Origin of the sequence: Roseomonas acroporae, from assembly GCF_023223525.1 — a bacterium.
Taxonomy (GTDB): domain Bacteria; phylum Pseudomonadota; class Alphaproteobacteria; order Acetobacterales; family Acetobacteraceae; genus Roseomonas_E; species Roseomonas_E acroporae.
On sequence record NZ_JALPRX010000116.1, the window covers coordinates 1 to 18,538 of the forward strand.

Here is an 18,538-nt window from a genome sequence, read left to right on the forward strand (position 1 = left end):
CCGCTCTGGCGCCGTTCCGGCCTGACCGGATCGGGCCGGAACGGCGCCAGCCTTTTGGTTTTTCGCATTTTCCGAGTCGCCGGGTGAGTACACCCAGCTCGAAAATGCTCTAGGCCCCGGGCCGGCCGTCCTCCGGCCGTGCAGCGTGACCGCGACGGGGGCGGCGGGGCCGCGCTATCCGCGCCGTTCCCGCAGCACGCGCAGCACCGCGCGGACGATGCCGCGATAGCCGGTGCAGCGGCAGAGGTTGCCCGACATCTCCTCGCGCACCCGCGCCTCGTCCGCGTCGGGCAGGCGCAGCACCACGTCGCGCGCCGCGATCAGCATCCCCGGCGTGCAGTAGCCGCATTGCAGCGCGTGCTCGGCCGAGAAGGCCTCGCGCAGCGACGCCATCACCGGGTCGTCGTCGAAGCCCTCGATGGTGCGTACCGTGGCGCCGTCGCAGGCGCCGGCATGGGTGATGCAGGAGCGCGCCGGGGCGCCGTCCAGCTCCACCGTGCAGGCGCCGCAGACGCCGTGCTCGCAGCCGAGATGCGTGCCGGTCAGCAGCAGCCCGCCGCGCAGCAGGTCGGCGAGCTGCGTGCGCGGCTCGGCGCGCAGGGTGCGCGCGCGGCCGTTGACGGTGAGGGTGACGGGGATCTCGGTCATGCGGCGGCTCCGGCCGCCGCGCGGCGCAGCGCGGTGCGGGCGATGGCGGCGCGCCAGGGGTCGGCGAGGTCGAGCCCGGCGACGAGGCGCTCGGACTCGCCCTCGGGATCGGCGAGCAGGGCGGTGGCGTCGGGCAGCACCAGGGGAGGCGCGTCGAGCGCCGCCAGCACGGCGCGCGGGGCGGCGCCCGGCACGGCGAGGAGGCAGGCCGTGGCCTTGGAGAACTCGCCGGTCTTGCGGCAGAACTTCCAGTGGCCCCAGCGCGTGGCCTCCGGGAGCACGGGCAGCTCCACCGCGCGCAGCAGCTCGCCGGGTGCCAGCGCCGTCTCGAACAGGCCCAGCATGAAGCCGTCGAGCGGGATGCGCCGCTCGCCCGCCGGGCCGAGCGCCACGGCATGGCCGCCAAGGGGGCCGGCAAAGGCCGGCAGCACCGAGACCCAGTCGGCGGCCGGGTCGGCATGGGCGAGGCTGCCGCCCATCGTGCCGCGGTTGCGCACCGGCCGGTAGGCGATGCGCCGCGCCACCCCGGCCAGGATGGCGCCGAGCCGGCCGGGCACGGCGCCATCCTCGATCGTGGCATGGGTGGTGCCGGCGCCGATCCGCACGATCCCGTCCGCCACGGCGACGCCGGCATAGCCCGGCAGGTGGCGCAGATCGGCCAGGGATTCGGGCTGCGCGAGGCGCAGGTTCAGCATCGGGCCGAGCGACTGGCCGCCGGCCGCCGGCCGTGCCCCGGCGGCGAGCAGCGCCAGCGCCGCCGGCCAGTCGGCGGGGCGGTCGTAGCCGAAGGCGGCGGGCTTCATCGCGCCTCTCCGGGCGGCGCCCGTTCCGACCGGCGCGCCGCCGCGATCGCCGCCAGCACGCGGCGGGGGCTGGCCGGCAGGTCCAGCACCTCGGCGCCGAGGGGGGCCAGCGCGTCGTTGATCGCGTTGACGATGGCGGCCGGCGGGCCGATCGCGCCGCTCTCGCCGATGCCCTTCTGGCCGAAGGTGGTCCAGGGGCTCAGAGTCTCCATGTGGTCGAGGCGGACATCGGGAACCTCGGGCGCGCCGGGCAGCAGGTAGTCGGCCAGCGTGCCGGCCAGGGGCTGGCCCTCGGCGTCGTAGGGCATCTCCTCGTAGAGCGCCGTGCCGATGCCCTGCGCGAGGCCGCCGATCACCTGCCCGTCCACGATCATCGGGTTCACCAGCTTCCCGCCATCCTCGACGATCACGTAGTCCTCGATCCCGGTCGCGCCCGTTTCCGTGTCCACCCGCACCACGCAGGCATGGGCGGCGTAGGAGTGGGTGCCGGTGTCGGGATCGGGCCGGTAGCCCGCCGTCACCTCCAGCCCGCCCGTGTTCACGTCGCGCGGCAGGTTCTGCGGCCGGCGGTACCAGGTGCGCGCCACCTCGTCGATCGTCACCGCCGCCTCGCCGTGCCGCACCGCGCCGCCCGAGAGCGTCACCGACTCGCCGGGCGCCTGGAGCAGCGCGGCGCCGATGGCGCGCACCCGCTCGCCGAGCTGCCGGCAGGCTTCCGCCACCGCGCCGCCCGCCATCACCATGGCGCGGCTGCCCCAGGTGCCGGTGGAGTAGGGGGTGAGCGCCGTGTCGCCATGCACCACGCGCACGCGCGCAGGGTTCACGCCCAGCACCTCGTACGCCACCTGCGAGAGCGTCGTCTCCAGCCCCTGGCCGTGGCTGTGCACGCCGACGCGCAATTCCAGCACGCCGTCCGGCGAGAGCCGCGCCAGCGCCTGCTCGTAGCCCGGCACGAAGGGGATGCCCCAGCCGTGATAGACCGAGGTGCCGTGCGCGCCCTGCTCGCAGAACACGGCGAGGCCGAAGCCGACCGGCTCGCCCGCCGCCTGCCGGGCGCGGATCGCGCCGAGGTCGAAATGCGCGACCGCGCGGCGCAGCGCCTCCGGGTAGTCGCCGCTGTCGAACACCTTGCCGACGAGGTTGCGGTACGGCATCGCCTCCGGCGGCACCAGGTTGGCCTGCCGGATCGCGGCGCCGTCGAGACCGAGCCGCCGCGCCAGCGCGTCCAGCGTGGTTTCCAGAGCGAAGCAGACGCCGGTGCGGGCGACGCCGCGGAAGGGCAGGATGGGCGGCTTGTTGGTGCAGGCCGAGACGGTGCGGAAGCGGAAGCGCGGCAGGGTGTAGGGGCCGGGGAAGATCGAGCCGATCTGCGCCGCCTCCAGGCAGGCGCTGAACGGGTAGGAGGAATAGGCGCCGGCATCCACCGTGGCGTCCACCTCGGCGCCGAGCAGCCTTCCCTCGCGGTCCGCCCAGGCGGTGACGACGTAGTGGTGCTCGCGGCAATTGGCGTTGGCGGTGAGCTGCTCCAGCCGGTCCTCCAGCCAGCGCACCGGCCGGTCGAGGAGCATGGCGAGGCGGGCGCAGACCACCTCCTCGGGCAGCAGGATGCCCTTGTAGCCGAAGCCGCCGCCGACATCGGGCGCGATCACCCGGATCTGCCCCTCGTCCAGCCCGAGGCATTCGGCGAGGCCGCTCTTCGTGACGTGCGGCATCTGCGCCGAGGTGGTGACGACGAGCTGCTCCAGGCGCGGGTCCCATTCCGCCAGCACGCCGCGCCCCTCCATCGGCGCCATGCTCTGGCGCGCGGTGCGCAGGCGGCGCGTGACCTTGGCGGCGGCGATTGCGTCGAGGTCGGCGAGGTCCTCGTCACGCCGGGTTTCCAGGAAGGCGTTGTCCGGCCAGTGCTCGTGCAGCAGCGGCGCGTCCGGCCGCCGCGCGGCGAGCATGTCGACCACGGCGGGCAGCGCCTCGTAGTCGAGCGCGCAGGCGGCGGCGAGGTCCTCGGCGGCGGCGCGGCTCTCCGCGACGCAGGCGGCGATCGCCTCGCCCACATGGCGCAGCTTGCCGCTGGCCAGCACCGGCTGCTCGGAGACGCGGAAGCCGGGCAGGGCGGAGACGGCGCGGATGGCACCGAGCGCGCCGAGGTCGTCCAGCGTGAACACGCTGTCCTCGGCCCCCGCCGGCTTCTCCAGCCCGCGCAGCCGCGCATGCGCGACCGGGCTGCGCAGGAAGGCCACCTCCAGCATGCCGGGGCGGGCGATGTCGCCCACGTAGCGGCCGCGGCCGCGCAGGAAGCGCGCATCCTCCTTGCGCCGCAGCGGCGCGCCGACGCCGAGGCCGCCGCCCGTCTCCCCGGGCGGCAGCGCGCCGTCCGCCGGCACCGTCACGCCGCCTCGGCGAGCACCGGGCGGGGCAGGATGTTGGCGTCGGCGTCGAAGCGCGTGCCGGCGCGCAGGCAGAAGACCGGGCGCAGCAGCCGCTCGGCGACCACCTTGGTGCCCTCGTTGTCCTGCAGCAGGAAGCGGCCGCGCTCGTCGGCGAGCACGGAGATGTCGGCCTCGCGGCCCGGCAGCAGCGTGCCCAGCTCGTCCTCCATGCGCAGCATCGCGGCGCAGTTGCTCGTCACCATCGCCACCACGTGGTCGAGCGGCAGGCCGAGCGCCAGCATGCTGGTCATGGCCGAGGCGAGGGAGAAATTCTGGTTGCCGGCGAAGAGGTGCATCTCCTCCTTGTCCGGGTGCTGGTCCGGCGTGCCGATCGGCTTCTGCACCTTGGTGTTGTAGCCGTGCATGTCGGCGCCCAGCGTGTCGGGGCGGACGCCCGCCTCCAGCACCAGCCGCGCCATGTTGAAGGAGAAGTGCGAGCCGTGGCCGACATCGGTCTTGAGGCCGCGCGCCAGCGCCTCGCGCACCACCGGGTGCAGCCTGCCGTGCCGGTCCACGAAGCCGCCCGGGTGGCGGGTGAAGGGGTGCGCCAGGATGTCGCCCGCGCGCATGATCTCCAGCATCTCGGGCAGGATCGCGTCCGGGTCGTAGGATTCCGCGTCCTCGGGCAGCGGCCAGAGCTGGCCGAAATGGATGTAGAGCGGCCGGTCGATGCCGCGCGCGATCTCGGCGGCCTTCTTCATGGCGGCGTCGCCCCAGCGGGTGAAGCCGCCGATCTCGGCATGGCCCTTCACGCCGCGCACCAGGTCGCCGTTCTCGCGCCCGGCGCGGATCGTGTCCTCGATGGCGATGCAGTCGGGGCGGTACAGCTCCGGGTAGTAGTGCCCCTCCAGCCCGCCGACCATGTAGGCGGAGATGAAGGCCAGCACGCGGCTCGCCGCCGGCTTGACCACGTATTCGCGGAAGCCCGGGAAGGTCAGCACCGAGGGGCCGCCCTGGTCGACCAGCGTGGTGACGCCGGAGCGCACGCCCACCGTGTCCGCGTCCAGCCCGAAGCGGCCGCTGACGAAGCGATAGACATGGGCGTGGGTGTCGATCATGCCGGGGAGCACCAGCCGGCCGCGCACGTCCACCGTCTCCAGCGCCGGGCCGGGCAGGCTCGGCGCCACGGCGGCGATGCGGCCGCCGCGCACCGCGACGTCGGCGATGCCGTCGAGGCCCTGGGCGGGATCGACGACGCGGCCGCCACGCAGGACGAGGTCGTAGGGCTCGGTCTGGACGATATCCATGGCAGGCATCCCTGGTTGGGCAGGGGGAGGGGCCCCGGCCTGGAGGCGTGTCGGCGCGCGGCGTGCCGCGGCGGCGTGATCGGGCGGTTCGTCGCCCCGGTTCGTCGCCCCTGTCGTCGCAAGGCGCATGCCAGCGTCGGGGGCGGTCCTATAGTGTGGCTATAGCCACATAGATTCAAGCCGAACGAGGCGGTTGCGGGGGTTGCCGGGGATTCACGCGGCCGATGCTGCGGGCAGGCGGTGCCGCCGGCGCATTTTAGGTGGTTGATGCCACATGAATCTGCCCATCTTCGCGCCAACCCGCTCAAAGCCTGTGCTGGTCCGGCGCATGCCGGCCGGCCGCCGGCCGATGGTGGCGGCCGCGCCTCGCCTCTCCCGGCGGGCGGCGCGCCCGCCGGCAGGCTTGGCACCACGCTTGCAATCATCCGACCGACATTCCCCGGGCCGGGGACGGTCCGCATCGTCGCCGATGCGTCGGCCGGATCGGCCCGCGCCGTCCGCCCGCTTCCAGACAGGGAATTCCCCCGCCCGTGAGCCTCGACCGACCCGCCGCCGAGCCCGCCGCCGGATGCCTGCCGTGAGCGGCGCGCCCCTGGCCGGCAGGGTCGCGGTCGTCACCGGCGGCGCCTCCGGCATCGGCTACGCCCTGGCCGAGGGTCTGGGGCAGCGCGGCGCCGCTGTGCTGGTGGCGGATCTGCGCGGCGCCGAGGCGGCGGCGGCGCGGCTGCGCGATGCCGGCATCGCCGCCGCCGGCATCGATGCCGACGTCGCCTCGGAGTCCGACACGGCAGCCATGGTGGCGGCGGCCGAGCGGGAGTTCGGCGGGCTCGACATCCTGGTGAACAATGCCGGCATCTACGCCACGCTGACGCCGCAGCCCTTCGAGCGGCTCGACATCGCCGAGTGGCGGCGCGTGCTGGACGTCAACGTGATCGGCGTCTTCCTGTGCTGCCGCGCAGCGCTTCCCGCCATGCGGCGGCGCGGCGGCGGGCGCGTGATCAACATCAGCTCCGGCGTCGCCTTCAAGGGCAACCCGTACATGGCGCACTACGTGGCCAGCAAGGGCGCGGTGGTGTCGCTGACGCGCGCCCTCGCCACCGAGATGGGGCGCGACAAGGTGCTGGTGAACAGCGTCGCCCCCGGCTTCACGCTGAGCGACGGCGTGCACCGCAACCCGGCGCTGGTGGCGGGGGTGAAGGAGCCGTCGCTGCGCGGCCGCGTGCTGGCGCGCGACATGGTGCCGGCGGATCTGGTCGGTGCCGCCTGCTTCTTCGCCGGTCCGGACGCCGCCTTCGTCACCGGCCAGACGCTGGTGGTCGATGGCGGCGCCTACTACCACTGAGGGAGCGCCCCAGGGAGACCAGACGATGTCCGAGATTCCCGTCATCGACCTCTCGCCGGCCCTGGAAGCGCCGGGCGGCGGCACGCCGGCCGACCGGCTGCGCCTCGGCCGGGAGATCGACCGCACCTGCCGCGAGATCGGCTTCTTCACCGTCACCGGCCATGGCGTGCCGGCGGCGGTGATGGACGCGTTGCGCGACACGGCCAACGAATTCTTCGCCCTGCCGCTGGCCGAGAAACGGCGCGCCATCCACGCGGTGCCCGGCACGCCGCGCGGCTACATCGCACTCGGCATCGAGGCCCTTTCGCACGGCAACGCGCTGGCGACGCCGCCGGACCTCAAGGAATACTATCATCTCGGCCGCGAGAGCTGGCCGGACGAGCCCTACTACACGAGCGGGGAAGGCCGCCGCTACTTCATCCCCAACCTCTGGCCCGAGCGCCCCGCCGGCTTCCGCGAGGCGGCCGCCGCCTACTACGCGGCGGTGGAGCGTCTGGCGCTGGAGATGCTGCGCCTTTCCGCCCTCGGCCTCGGCATCGACGAGCACTTCTTCGATGACAAGTTCGACCGCCACATCACCGCGATGCGGCTCAACCACTACCCGGAGCAGACCGAGGCGCCGGTGCCGGGCCAGCTCCGCGCCGGCGCGCACACCGACTACGGGCTGTTCACCATCCTCAACGGCGAGAACGTGCCGGGCGGGCTGCAGGTGCAGACGCGCGGCGGCCGCTGGGGCGACACCTGGCTCGACGTCGAGACCGATCCGCGCCACTTCGTCATCAACATCGGCGACCTGATGATGCGCTGGACCAACGACCGCTGGGTCTCCAACGTGCATCGCGTGGTGAACCCGCCCGACGGCGCGGCCGCGCGCAGCCGGCGCCTGTCCATCGCCTTCTTCTCGCACCCGAACTACGACGCGCCGATCGAGTGCATCGCGCCGGCCGGCGATGCGAAGTACCCGCCCGTGCTCTCCGGCGAGTACCGCGACCTGAAGTACCGCCAGACGCGTCTCGCCGCCGCCTGAACGACGTGCCCGCAACGCAAGGGATGCCGCACCGCATGCTCAACCGACGCACGATCCTGCTCGGCGGCCTCGCCGCCCCGCTGGCCGCCCCACTCGTGCTGCGCCACGGCCTCGCCGCCGAGCCGGTGCGGATCGGCATGACGCAGCCGCTGACCGGCGTGGTCGCCGCCTCCGGCAACTACGTCGCCAACGGCGCCAAGGCGGCCGTCGCCGTGCTGAACCGCGCCGGCGGCGTGCTCGGCCGGCCGATCGAGCTGGTGCTGGAGGACAACAAGTCCAACCCGCGCGAGGCCGTCGCCGCGGCCGAGAAGCTGATGCTGCGCGACCGCGTGCCGGTGATGATCGGCGCCTGGAGCTCCACCTTCACCCTGGCGATCCTGCCGAAGCTGCTGGAGTACAAGGTGCCGATGATCGTCGAGACCTCCTCGGCGGCGCGCATCACCACCTCCGGCAATCCCTGGGTGTTCCGCATCGCGCCGACCTCGGAGATGGAGGCGCTGGCCTTCGCCGAGCTGCTGCCGAAATTCTCGCCGCCCATCCGCAAGATCGACTTCCTCTCGGTCAACAACGATTTCGGCCGCGGCGCCACCGAGAAGTACGGCGCCGTGCTCGGCGCCAAGGGCATCCCGACCGGCCGCGCCGAGACCATGACGCCCGAGGCCACCGACCTCTCGGCGCAGCTCACCGCGCTGAAGCAGTCGGACAGCGACACGCTGTTCGTCACCACCGGCGTCGAGCAGCTCACCCTGGCGCTGCGCCAGGCGATCGAGCAGCGCGTGAACAAGCGCCTCATCAGCACCGGCGGCTCCTTCCCCGACCAGCTCCTGCACAACCCGCTGCCCGCCGGGCAGAGCAGCGACCACATCCTGTTCTATGCCCCCTGGTTCCCGGAACTGGCCAGGCACCCGGAGGTGGCGCGCGCCTACACCGACGAGTGGAACAGGAACGGCTGGGAATTCGCCGGCCTGACGGAAGGCTTCCGCGGCTACGACGCGGTGCTGACCGCCGCCGCCGCGATCGCCGGCGCCGGCAAGCCGGAGGCCGAGGCGATCCGCCAGGCGCTGTGGAAGGTGGACGTGAAGGGCGTGAACGGCGACATCCGCTTCTTCAAGGAAGGCCCCGCCGGCCAGGAGAGCGGGCAGAACCATCCCAACGCCTACGTGGTGCGCCTCGCCGACGGCAAGGCCACGCTGATCTGAAGCACGGGCGGGGGCGGCGCGCCCGCCCCGCGCCGCCGCGCGGCCGTGCTGGCCGCGCCAGGGATGCCGCGCCAGGGATGCCATGATGGACCAGGCCCTTCAGCACCTCGTCAACGGCACGGTCCTCGGCGGCACCTACGCGCTGCTGGGGATCGGGCTGACGCTGATCTTCGGCGTCATGCGCGTGGTGAACTTCACCCATGGCGAGCTGTATGCCTTCGGCGCCTACATGGTCTACGCGCTGGTGTCGCTGCTCGGGCTGAACTTCTATCTTTCGCTGGTCCTGGCCACGCTGCTCGGCGTGGCGCTCGGCGCGCTGGTGGAACTCGTGCTGCTGCGCCCGCTGCGCCATGCCGACATCGACTCCGTGATGCTGGTGATGATCGGCGCCGCGCTGGTGCTGCAGAACACGGAGATGTGGGTCTGGGGCGGCGTCGCCAAGATGGTGCCCACACCCTTCGTCGGCACGCCGCTGGTGGTCGGTCCCGTCTCGGTGCTGCCGCTGCGCCTCTTCGTCTTCGCGGTCGCGGTGGCGCTGCTGGTCGGCTTCTGGCTGCTGCTGGACCGCACCCGCATCGGCACGGCGATGCGTGCCACCTTCCAGGACCCGCAGACCGCCTCGCTGATGGGCGTGCGCGTCGGCCTCGTCCACACCATGACCTTCGCCCTCGGCTCCGGCCTCGCCGCCGCCGCCGGCGCGCTGCTCGGGCCGGTCTTCGTGGTCTCCCCCACCATGGGCGACCTCGTGGGCCTCAAGGCCTTCGCCATCGTCATCCTGGGCGGGCTCGGCAACCTGCCGGGTGCGGCGATCGGCGGCTTCGCCCTCGGCTATGTCGAGGAATTCGGCGCCGGCTACCTCTCCACCGAGTACCGCGACGCCTTCGGCTTCCTGCTCATCATCCTGGTGCTCGCCATCCGCCCGCAGGGCCTCGTCGCGGCACGGGAGCGCATCGGATGAGATATTTCCTTCCTTGGGCCTTCCTCGCCCTGCTCGCCGCCGTGCCGATCCTGCTGCCGGACCCCTACACCCTCTCCGTGCTCGCCTCCGCCGGCATCTTCATCATCGGCGCGATCAGCCTGAACCTGCTGCTCGGCTATACCGGCCAGCTCAGCCTCGGCCATGCCGCCTTCTTCGGCCTCGGCGCCTATGCCAGCGCGCTCACCACGCTGGGCTTCGACATCGGGATCGGCTTCGGCCAGCGCATCACCCTGGCGCCGCAGCCGGTCTGGTTCGGCTTCCTCGCCGGCATCGTGGTGCCCGCGCTGTTCGGCTGGCTGCTCGGCCGGCTCGCCTTCCGCGTGCGCGGGGCTTATTTCGTCATCATCACCATCTGCTTCGCGCAGGTGCTGCGTCTGCTGACGCTGAACTGGGTGGAGCTGACGCAAGGGCCGATGGCGCTGAGCGGCATCCCGGCGCTCAGCCTCTGGTGGCCCGGCCTCGACGCACCGATCGCGCTGTTCCGCAAGGACCAGATCTACTGGCTGGTGCTGGCCGTCGCCGCCGTGGCCTTCCTGCTGGTGCGGCAGGTGGTGCGCTCGCGCATCGGCCGCGCCCTGGTCGCGCTGCGCGAGAACGAGACGCTGGCCCGCTCCGTCGGCATCCGCGTCACCCACTACCTCGTCATCGCCACGGTGATCTCGGCCGGCATCGCCGGCGCGGCGGGCAGCCTGTTCGCGCATTCCGTGCGCATCGTCGATCCGGACGTGTTCCTGTTCATCTACACCGTCACCATGGTCATCATGGTCGTCACCGGCGGCAAGGGCACGCTGTGGGGGCCGGTGGTGGGCGGCCTGCTGTTCGGGCCGCTGCCGGACCTGCTGCGCGGCTCGGCGCCGCCGGAGGCGCAGTGGATCGCCTACGGCGTCGCCATGATCCTGATCGTGATGTTCCTGCCGCGCGGCATCGTGCCGGCGGTGGCCTCGCTCTGGCCGCGGCGCGCGGCTGCGAAGCCGGCGGCGGTGGCGGTGGAGGCCGAGGGATGAGTGTGCCGGCCCGCTTCGGGGCTCCGCCCCGGACCCCGGCAAGGGGCTCCGCCCCTTGCATCCCCGCCGGGGGCGAAGCCCCCCGGACCCCCCGTTCGGAATCGAGCCCGTGCGTTCCAACCCGCGAGGCCGAAGAACGAGGAGAGGTCCAGGAGGGCCTCGCCCTCCTGGTGGATGGGGTCCGGGGAAGGCGACGCCTTCCCCGGGGGTGCCGACCATGAGCCCCCCGCTGCTCGCCGTCGAGCACGTCGCCGTCCATATCGGCGGCCTCGTCGCCATCGCCGACATGAGCTTCGAGGTGCCGGCGGGCCGCATCGTCAGCCTGATCGGCCCCAACGGCGCCGGCAAGACGACGGCCTTCAACGTCATCACCGGCTACATGCCGCCGACCAAGGGCCGCGTGCTGTTCGAGGGCCAGCCGCTTTCCGGCCTGCCGCCCGAGCGCATCGCCGCGCGCGGCGTGGTGCGCAGCTTCCAGCGCACCAGCATCTTCGGCGCCTGCACCGTGTTCGAGAACGCGCTGATGGCGCTGCACCTGCGCGGCCGGGCCGGCGTGTTCGGCGCGCTGCTGCGGCTGCCCTCGGCGCGGCGCGAGGAGGAGCGGCTGCGGGCCGAGGCGGTGGCGCTGCTGGAGCTGGTGGGTCTCGCGGACCGGGCCGGCACGGTGGCCTCCGTGCTGGCCTATGGCGAGCAGCGGCGGCTCGGCATCGCGCTCGCCGTCGCGGCGCGGCCGCGCCTGCTGCTGCTGGACGAGCCGGCGGCCGGCCTCAACCCCTCGGAGACCGCCGAGTGCACCGCGCTGATCCGCCGGCTGCGCGACGAGCGGAACATCACCGTGCTGCTGGTGGAGCACGACATGGCGATGGTGATGCGCATCTCGGACACGGTGGTGGTGCTGAACCAGGGCCGCATCATCGCCGCCGGCCCGCCCGACGCGGTGCGCGACGACCCGGAGGTGATACGCGCCTATCTCGGTGCCGTGCCGGAAGCCGATGGGGTGCTGCATGCTCCGGCTTGAGAACGTCACCGTCCGCTACGGCCGCATCGCCGCGCTGCACGAGGTCTCGCTGGAGGTGCGCGAGGGGGAGATGGTCAGCCTGATCGGCGCCAACGGCGCGGGCAAGTCCACCACGCTGAAGGCGATCAGCGGGCTGCTGGCACCCTCGGCTGGGCGGATCACCTGGGAGGGCCGCCCGATCGGCGGCCTCGCCCCGCGCGGGATCCTCAAGGCCGGCATCGCGCACTGCCCGGAGGGGCGGCGCGTCTTCCCGCACCTCACCGTGCGCGAGAACCTGGAGATGGGCGCGCTGCTGCGCCGCGACCGCGCCGGCATCGCGTCCGACCTCGACCGCATGATCGCCCGCTTCCCGCGCCTCGGCGAGCGGCTGCGGCAGGCGGCGGGCACGCTCTCGGGCGGCGAGCAGCAGATGCTGGCCATCGCCCGCGCGCTGATGTCGCGCCCGCGCCTCGTCATGTTCGACGAACCGTCGCTGGGACTGGCCCCGAACCTCGTACAGCAGGTGTTCGCGATCGTGCGCGAGATCCGGCAGGAGGGGCTGACCGTGCTGATGGTGGAGCAGAACGCGCTCGCGGCGCTGACCCTGTGCGACCGCGCCTACCTGCTGGAGACCGGCCGGGTGGTCGGCACCGGCACGGGGGCCGAGCTGCTGGCCAGCCCGCATGTGCGCGCCGCCTATCTCGGCGGCCACGCCGCGGCGGCGTAGCGCCGGCGACGCCACGGCGCCGGAGCGGCGGCGCGGAAGGCGTGCCGCGCCGGCGGGTTGCGCGGCCTCCATGAGCCGGGCGGAGACGGCCCCGGCGTGCCGCGGCGCACGGGGGCGCCCTTCCCACGGGCGGCCGCGCTGTCGCGTCACGTGCGCCCTGCCATGGGCGCGGCAAGGGCGTATAGTGCGTTCCGGGACGCCGTGATCCTGCTGCGGCGCAAGAAGATCGAGGAGCGCCATGGCCCGCATCGCCATCGAGCACGTCACCGAGTACGCCTACCACAACCCGGTCGGACTCACGACCCACCGGCTCATGGTCCGCCCCCGTGACAGCCACGATCTGCGCCTGCACGGTGCCACGCTGAAGGTCGATCCCGCCCCCTCGGCCATCCACTGGGCGCACGACGTGTTCGGCAACTCCGTCTGCCTGCTGCAATGGCCGGACGAGCTGCGCACGACGACGCTGCGGATCGTCTCCACGCTCGACCTGATGCATTTCCCGGACTGCCCGGACCTGCCGGCGGCGGCGCTCTACCCCTGGGCCGAGACCTACCCGTTCAGCTACCCCGAGCTGGAGGCGCCGGACCTCGCCCTGCTCGCCACGCCGCAATACCCGGACCCGCAGGGCCGGGTCGCGGCCTGGGCGCGGAGCTTCATCGGCGGGGAGGCGGTGCCGACGCGCGAGCTGCTCAGCCGCATAACCCACGCGATCAAGGCGGATTTCCGCTACGGCGCCCGCCACGAGGAGGGCACGCAGACCGCCGCCGAGACGATCGACCTCGGCACCGGCACCTGCCGCGACTTCGCCCTGCTGATGATGGAGGCGTGCCGCCATCTCGGCCTCGCCGCCAAATTCGTCACCGGCTACCTCTACGACGATTGCGGCACGACGCGCGGCGGCGGCTTCACCCATGCCTGGTGCAGCGTCTACCTGCCGGGCGCCGGCTGGGTGGAGTACGATCCGACCAACGGGCTGATCGCCGGCAGCAACCTGGTGCGCATCGGCGTCACGCGCGGGCCGGAGCAGGCCGTCCCGGTCTCCGGCGGCTACTACGGCCGGGCGGGCGACACCAAGTCGCTGGACGTCAACGTCACGGTCACGGCGGTGCCGCGCTCCGCGAAGGCGAAGGCGCCGCGCGCCTCGGCCTCGGGCGGCGTGAAGGTCCGGCAGCAGCGTGCCAAGCCGGCCCCGAGCCCGGTGACGGCGGCATAGGCGCCGCCCTCCGGAAGGGCCGGCCGGGGCGTGGCAGGACGCGGGCGCGGGAGCATAGGGGGGGGCGCGCATCGGGTTCGGGTGCGGGCCGGCGGATGCCGGGCAAGGCGGGCTGGCCTCGCGCGGCGGAACCCTGCGGCCTCGACCGCGTCTGAGGGGGCCCGGGCGCGCCATTCGCGCGCCGGCGCAACCAGCAGGACACGCCGTCACATGGAACCGATGAAGCCGATGCAGCCCATGAAACCCATGGAGCCGATGAAGCCCATGGAACCGATGAAGCCGATGTCGGGCGGCGAGGCGTGGTGGCCGAAGGATCTGGGCGAGCCTTCCACCAGCGGCGGCCAGAACGACACGCAGTACGCCTTCTTCCCGGAGAAGCACCGCCTGGCCGTCCGCCGGGACGGCAAGGTGACGGTGTACGATTCCGGCGATCATCGCATCGGCGGCGTGCAGCAGGCGCAGGGCGGCGAATCCTCGCTGGCCTTCACCAGCCAGAAGGGAAGCGTTAGGCTGGACGAACTGCGGCAGGTCTGACCGGCCCCGACGGGCGGCTCCGACGGGTGGCCCCGACGGGCGGCCTCGGCGAAGGCGGCGTTCCGCGCGGCGCCCCTGCGCGGCCCCCGGCCCCTTCGGACGCCTCGCCGGGCCTCGGTCGGGACGCCTCCGGGCCGACGCCGTGCCGCCGTTTTGCCCCCGTCGCCCCGCGCCCGACCGGGCCGAGGCGGGTGGGCGGGGCGCAGGCGGGAGAACGAGGCCGGAGAGGGCGCTTGGCAGCCGACGCCGAAGCGGATCAGCCCGAGGCGCCGGCCGACCGGTCCCCGGCCGCGCCCGAGGCGACCCGCAGGATCATCCACGTGGACATGGATGCCTTCTACGCCTCGGTGGAGCAGCGCGACGACCCGGCGCTGCGCGGCCTGCCCATCGCGGTGGGCGGCGCCGGCCCGCGTGGCGTGGTGGCGGCGGCGAGCTACGAGGCGCGCCGCTTCGGCGTCCGCTCCGCCATGGCCTCGGCGCTGGCGCGGCGCAGATGCCCGGCGCTCGTCTTCGTCCGCCCGCGCTTCGACCACTACCGCGCCATCTCGCAGGAGATACGCGCCGTCCTCGCGGAATACACGTCGCTGATCGAGCCGCTCTCGCTCGACGAGGCCTATCTCGACGTCACCGGGGACCTGCGCGGCCTGCCCAGCGCCACCGCCGTGGCCGAGGCGATCCGCGCCGGGATACGCGCCCGCACCGGGCTGACCGCCTCGGCCGGCGTCTCCTACAACAAGTTCCTCGCCAAGCTCGCCTCCGACCAGCGCAAGCCGGACGGGCTGTTCGTCATCACCCCGCGCATGGGCCCGGCCTTCGTGGAGGATCTGCCGGTCGGCCGCTTCCACGGCATCGGGCCGGTGACGGCGGCGCGGATGAACCGGCTCGGCATCCACACCGGGCTCGACCTGCGCCGGCAGAGCCTGGAATTCCTGCGCGCCGAGTTCGGCAAGGCCGGCGCCTTCTACCATGCCATCGCGCGCGGCGTGGACCACCGCCCGGTGCGGCCGGACCGCATCCGCAAGTCGATCGGCAACGAAACGACCTTCACGACCGATCTCACCACGCTGGCGGAGATGAGCGCGGCGCTGGCCCCGCTCGCCGACAAGGTCTGGTCGCACGCGGCACGGCACGGCTTCGCCGCGCGCGGCGTGACGCTGAAGGTGAAGTACGCGGATTTCCGGCAGGTGACGCGCACGCGCTCCGGCAGCCGGCCGGTCGGCGGGCGGGACGAGCTGCTGCGCATCGGCGTGGAGATGCTGGCGGCGCTGTTCCCGATGCCGCTCGGGGTGCGGCTGCTGGGGCTCACCCTGTCGGGGCTGGAGACGGGGGAGGGGGATGGCGGCGGGCAGTACGCGCTGGGGCTGTGACCGGCAATGCTCTACGCCTGGGCCAGCACCATGACCGGCCTGTCCCGGCCATCCAGCAGCAGCAGCTTGCGGCGCGGCGCGTCGAGCCGCCAGCGCCGTGCCTCCTTCAGCGCGTCGAGGAATTTCCGCTCCTGGTCCATGACGGCCGGCGTGCAGGCCATCATGGTCGAGATGAGCTGGCCGAACTCGATCCGGTTGCCGGTCACGCTGGCACTGCCGGCGATCCGGTTGCAGCCGCCGGTGCCCGACACCGCGCCTTCCGCCGTGATCTCCAGCACCGACTGCACCCGGTCGAGCACGCCGCCGCCGCGTATGTCCTCGGCCAGCCAGCGCCCCGCCGGGCCCGGTGGAGCGGCGTCCCCCGCCACGCGCTGGACCGGGATCGCCGTGTCGCCCGTGCCGCCGGCGGGCAGGGCATGGTGCGTGGTGCTGGCGAAGAGCAGCCGGTCGCCCGCCGTGATCCGCGCCCGCAGCGCGTGGCGGCGGCCGGGCAGGACGAGGGCCGGGTCGAAGCGCAGCTCGTAGGGGATCGGGCTCTGCCCGCCGGCGATGCGGGTCTCGGCGATGACGCGGGCCGGCGCGTCGGCCCGCGAGACGTCGGCCAGCGTCACCTCGGTGACGGCATCGGGCGGCAGCGCCATGCGCTCGCGGAAGACGACGGTGCCGCGCAGCACCGTTTCCGCCGCCACGGCGCGCGCGGCGGGCAGCATCAGGGCGAGGCCGGCGAGACGGCGGCGCGACAGGCCGGCGATGGCGGCGGGCATGGCGGATTCTCCCCGAGAAGGCGTTCGCCTCCTATCGCCGCATCAAGGCCGGTTCGTGGCGATGCGGCCCGCCGCGACGAGGCCAGGCCGGCGCGCTGCCGGCGTGCCGGATGGCGGCCTCCCCGCCGGCGCGGTGGCCGGTTCGCGGCCCGCCGCGGCGGCGTCCGCCCCTCCCGGCGCGGCACCGGACCGGCCGCCCCCTGCCGGGACCGTGTCGGGGCGCATCGCCGCCGGCGCCGCCACGCCGAACCACTCGGCCAGGGTGCGCGGCGCCTTCTCGAAGCGCGTGCGGAACAGGAATTCGGCGACCTCCGCCAGCCAGACCCGCGCCGAATTGCGGAAGCACCAGCGCAGGCATTGCCGCGTCACCGGATCGGGGTGGCGCAGCAGCCGCCACAGCGCGCGCGGGCGCAGATGCACCACCGCCTCGGTCAGCTTCACCAGCGCGAAGACCTGCCAGGGGCGCAGGTGGCGCGTCTCCAGCAATTGGTGCCGGTAGTCCCACTTCGTCGGGTCGGCCTGGATCACCCGGCGCCCGGCATTCTCCGCCGTCCAGTCCGACCAGCGGTGCGGCGTGACGTACATGGCGTTCAGCAGGTCCGGGTCGTAGAGGCGTATCTGGCGCAGGGCGCGCCAGTAATCGGCCGCGCGCTCCTCCTCGAAGCCGACGATGTGGCCGAGCATGGAGAGGATGCCGTGCCGGCGCAGCAGCGCCACCGCCTGCTGGTCGGTCGCGGTGGTGGAGCCCTTGCGGATCGCGGCCAGCGTGCCGGCATCCGTGGTCTCGATGCCCATCAGCACGCAGACGATGCCGGCCGCGCGGTAGAGGTCGAGCATGTCCGCGTCGCGCACGATGTCGGCGGCGCGGATGGTGGCGAAGAGGCGCACCGGCAGGCGCTCGGCGGCGAGGCGTTCGAGGAATTCCCGCCACAGCCGTTTCGAGGAGGTCGGGTTCTCGTCGGCGAGGTCGACGAAGCGAACGCCGTGCCGGCGGTGCAGCGTCACGATCTCCTCGACCATCCGCGCCGGGGTGCGGAAGCGCCAGCGCACCCAGAACTGGTACTGGCCGCAATAGGAGCAACGGTGCGGGCAGCCGCGCGAGAACTGCACCACCACGGCGCGCCCGAGGCCGAAGCAGCGGTAGAGGTCCCAGTCCTCCACCAGCTCCCAGGCGACGCGGCAGGCATCGAGGTCGCGGATCACCGGCGCCTCGCCGGTCGGCAGGGCCTGCCCGCCGCGGCGCAGGACGAGGCCGGGCACCGTGGCGGGATCCTCGCCGCGCGCCAGCGCCTCGACCAGCGCGAGGGTGGTGGCCTCGCCCTCGCCGCGCACCACCACGTCCAGCCACGGCGCCTCCGCCAGGCTCCCGGCGGCGTGGTAGGTGGGATGCACGCCGCCATAGACCGTCACCGCGCCCGGCGCCGCCTCCCGCGCCGCGCGCAGGGTCGCGAGGCAGGTCGCGTGCGCCGGGGTGGAGCCGGCATGGCCGGTCATCACCACCTCCGGCGCGAAGGCCGCGACCGCCCGGGCCACCGAATCGAGGGAGAGGCGCCGCGCCTCGGCGTCGAGCAGCCGCACCGTGTGGCCGGCATCCGCCAGCGGCCCGGCGATCGAGAGCAGGCCGAGCGGCACCTGGTGGCCGACGCCCCAGGTGCTGGTCAGCGACAGGTAGGGTGGGTTGATCAGCAGGATGCGCATGGCGGCGAGGCTGGCGTGGCCAGCTTGCACCGCGGTTTCACCGGACCGGGCCCCGGCGGGGAAGCGCGCGCGGCGGGTCGCCGCCCGCCGCGTCCCGCTTCGCGCGGGGGAAGGATCGGCGGGGCCGGGGCCGGTGCCGGTCCGGCGCGGCACCGGCCACCGCGCCGGCCGGAACGGCTCCAGCCTTTCGGTTTTTCGCGTTTTCCGGGTCGCCGGGTGAGTACGCCCGGCTTGAAGATGCTCTACAGCGAACCGCGGTCCGGTTGGGACCGCGGTTCGCTGTAGCTCGTTGCTCTCGGGACGGATTCACGCCGCCGGGCGTGTCCGCCCGTCGGCGATCCGCTCCAAGCAAACCTCTGGAGGTTTGCGCATGGACGAATGGCTGAGCAGGCTTGCGCAGCCTGCCTTCGCCGACTTCCATCCGTGGCGCAGGCTGCGCAAGCCTGCTTAGGCGCGGGCTGCCGTCAGGCCATCGCCACCGGCGGCTGGCCCTCGGGGCTGCGGCGGCTCTGCCAGAGCGCCACGAAGTCGATCGGCGAGAGCAGCACCGGCGGGAAGCCGCC

16 protein-coding genes are annotated in these 18,538 nt (G+C 73.5%); 10 read left to right on the forward strand and 6 right to left on the reverse strand.

The features are described 5' to 3' along the window. Window positions 1-174 precede the first annotated feature (174 nt). The 4 genes from M0638_RS23290 to M0638_RS23305 are packed head-to-tail and all read right to left on the reverse strand — an operon-like array spanning window position 175 to window position 5,124. Window positions 175-648, reverse strand: a complete 474-nt coding sequence (locus M0638_RS23290; protein WP_248669354.1) for a (2Fe-2S)-binding protein — start codon at window positions 646-648, stop codon at window positions 175-177. After that, on the reverse strand, window positions 645-1,451 hold the full coding sequence (locus M0638_RS23295; protein WP_248669355.1) for an FAD binding domain-containing protein: 807 nt from the start codon (window positions 1,449-1,451) through the stop codon (window positions 645-647). The genes M0638_RS23290 and M0638_RS23295 overlap by 4 nt, the downstream gene beginning before the upstream one ends. Next, complete coding sequence (locus M0638_RS23300; RefSeq protein WP_248669356.1) at window positions 1,448-3,838, reverse strand: xanthine dehydrogenase family protein molybdopterin-binding subunit; 2,391 nt, start codon at window positions 3,836-3,838, stop codon at window positions 1,448-1,450. Before M0638_RS23300 ends, M0638_RS23295 begins: the two co-directional genes overlap by 4 nt. Then, complete coding sequence (locus M0638_RS23305; RefSeq protein ID WP_248669357.1) at window positions 3,835-5,124, reverse strand: amidohydrolase/deacetylase family metallohydrolase; 1,290 nt, start codon at window positions 5,122-5,124, stop codon at window positions 3,835-3,837. The genes M0638_RS23300 and M0638_RS23305 overlap by 4 nt, the downstream gene beginning before the upstream one ends. Before the next feature lie 577 nt (window positions 5,125-5,701). On the opposite strand from M0638_RS23305, the gene M0638_RS23310 reads away from it, so the two are divergent. From M0638_RS23310 to dinB, 10 genes are all read left to right on the forward strand, one after another. Then, window positions 5,702-6,466, forward strand: a complete 765-nt coding sequence (locus tag M0638_RS23310; protein ID WP_248669358.1) for an SDR family NAD(P)-dependent oxidoreductase — start codon at window positions 5,702-5,704, stop codon at window positions 6,464-6,466. A gap of 25 nt (window positions 6,467-6,491) precedes the next feature. Continuing rightward, window positions 6,492-7,493 (forward strand): isopenicillin N synthase family dioxygenase, encoded by a 1,002-nt coding sequence (locus M0638_RS23315; protein WP_248669359.1) that lies wholly within the window; start codon window positions 6,492-6,494, stop codon window positions 7,491-7,493. A 35-nt stretch (window positions 7,494-7,528) separates the two neighbouring features. After that, on the forward strand, window positions 7,529-8,692 hold the full coding sequence (locus M0638_RS23320; protein ID WP_248669360.1) for an ABC transporter substrate-binding protein: 1,164 nt from the start codon (window positions 7,529-7,531) through the stop codon (window positions 8,690-8,692). Window positions 8,693-8,777: 85 nt separating this feature from the next. Beyond that, window positions 8,778-9,650, forward strand: a complete 873-nt coding sequence (locus M0638_RS23325; protein ID WP_248669361.1) for a branched-chain amino acid ABC transporter permease — start codon at window positions 8,778-8,780, stop codon at window positions 9,648-9,650. Next, window positions 9,647-10,675 carry a branched-chain amino acid ABC transporter permease gene (locus tag M0638_RS23330; protein ID WP_248669362.1) on the forward strand — a complete coding sequence of 343 codons (1,029 nt, stop codon included), beginning with the start codon at window positions 9,647-9,649 and terminating at the stop codon, window positions 10,673-10,675. Before M0638_RS23325 ends, M0638_RS23330 begins: the two co-directional genes overlap by 4 nt. Before the next feature lie 217 nt (window positions 10,676-10,892). Beyond that, window positions 10,893-11,693, forward strand: a complete 801-nt coding sequence (locus tag M0638_RS23335) for an ABC transporter ATP-binding protein (RefSeq protein ID WP_248669363.1) — start codon at window positions 10,893-10,895, stop codon at window positions 11,691-11,693. Then, window positions 11,680-12,399, forward strand: a complete 720-nt coding sequence (locus tag M0638_RS23340) for an ABC transporter ATP-binding protein (protein ID WP_248669364.1) — start codon at window positions 11,680-11,682, stop codon at window positions 12,397-12,399. Before M0638_RS23335 ends, M0638_RS23340 begins: the two co-directional genes overlap by 14 nt. A 238-nt stretch (window positions 12,400-12,637) precedes the next feature. Continuing rightward, window positions 12,638-13,612, forward strand: a complete 975-nt coding sequence (locus M0638_RS23345; RefSeq protein ID WP_248669365.1) for a transglutaminase family protein — start codon at window positions 12,638-12,640, stop codon at window positions 13,610-13,612. 255 nt (window positions 13,613-13,867) lie between these two features. Further along, the gene (locus tag M0638_RS23350; RefSeq protein ID WP_248669366.1) at window positions 13,868-14,146 is read left to right on the forward strand and encodes a hypothetical protein; all 279 of its coding nucleotides are present in this window, start codon (window positions 13,868-13,870) and stop codon (window positions 14,144-14,146) included. A gap of 326 nt (window positions 14,147-14,472) precedes the next feature. Next, window positions 14,473-15,513 carry a DNA polymerase IV gene (gene dinB / locus M0638_RS23355; RefSeq protein ID WP_248669369.1) on the forward strand — a complete coding sequence of 347 codons (1,041 nt, stop codon included), beginning with the start codon at window positions 14,473-14,475 and terminating at the stop codon, window positions 15,511-15,513. Window positions 15,514-15,524: 11 nt separating this feature from the next. Here the strand turns inward: dinB and M0638_RS23360 are convergent, their stop codons facing one another. Both M0638_RS23360 and M0638_RS23365 read right to left on the reverse strand, forming a co-directional pair. After that, entirely contained in the window at window positions 15,525-16,277 is a 753-nt protein-coding gene (locus M0638_RS23360) for an META domain-containing protein (RefSeq protein WP_248669367.1), read from the reverse strand. 42 nt (window positions 16,278-16,319) lie between these two features. Further along, window positions 16,320-18,005 (reverse strand): B12-binding domain-containing radical SAM protein, encoded by a 1,686-nt coding sequence (locus tag M0638_RS23365; protein ID WP_248669368.1) that lies wholly within the window; start codon window positions 18,003-18,005, stop codon window positions 16,320-16,322. Between the last annotated feature and the right edge of the window lie 533 nt (window positions 18,006-18,538).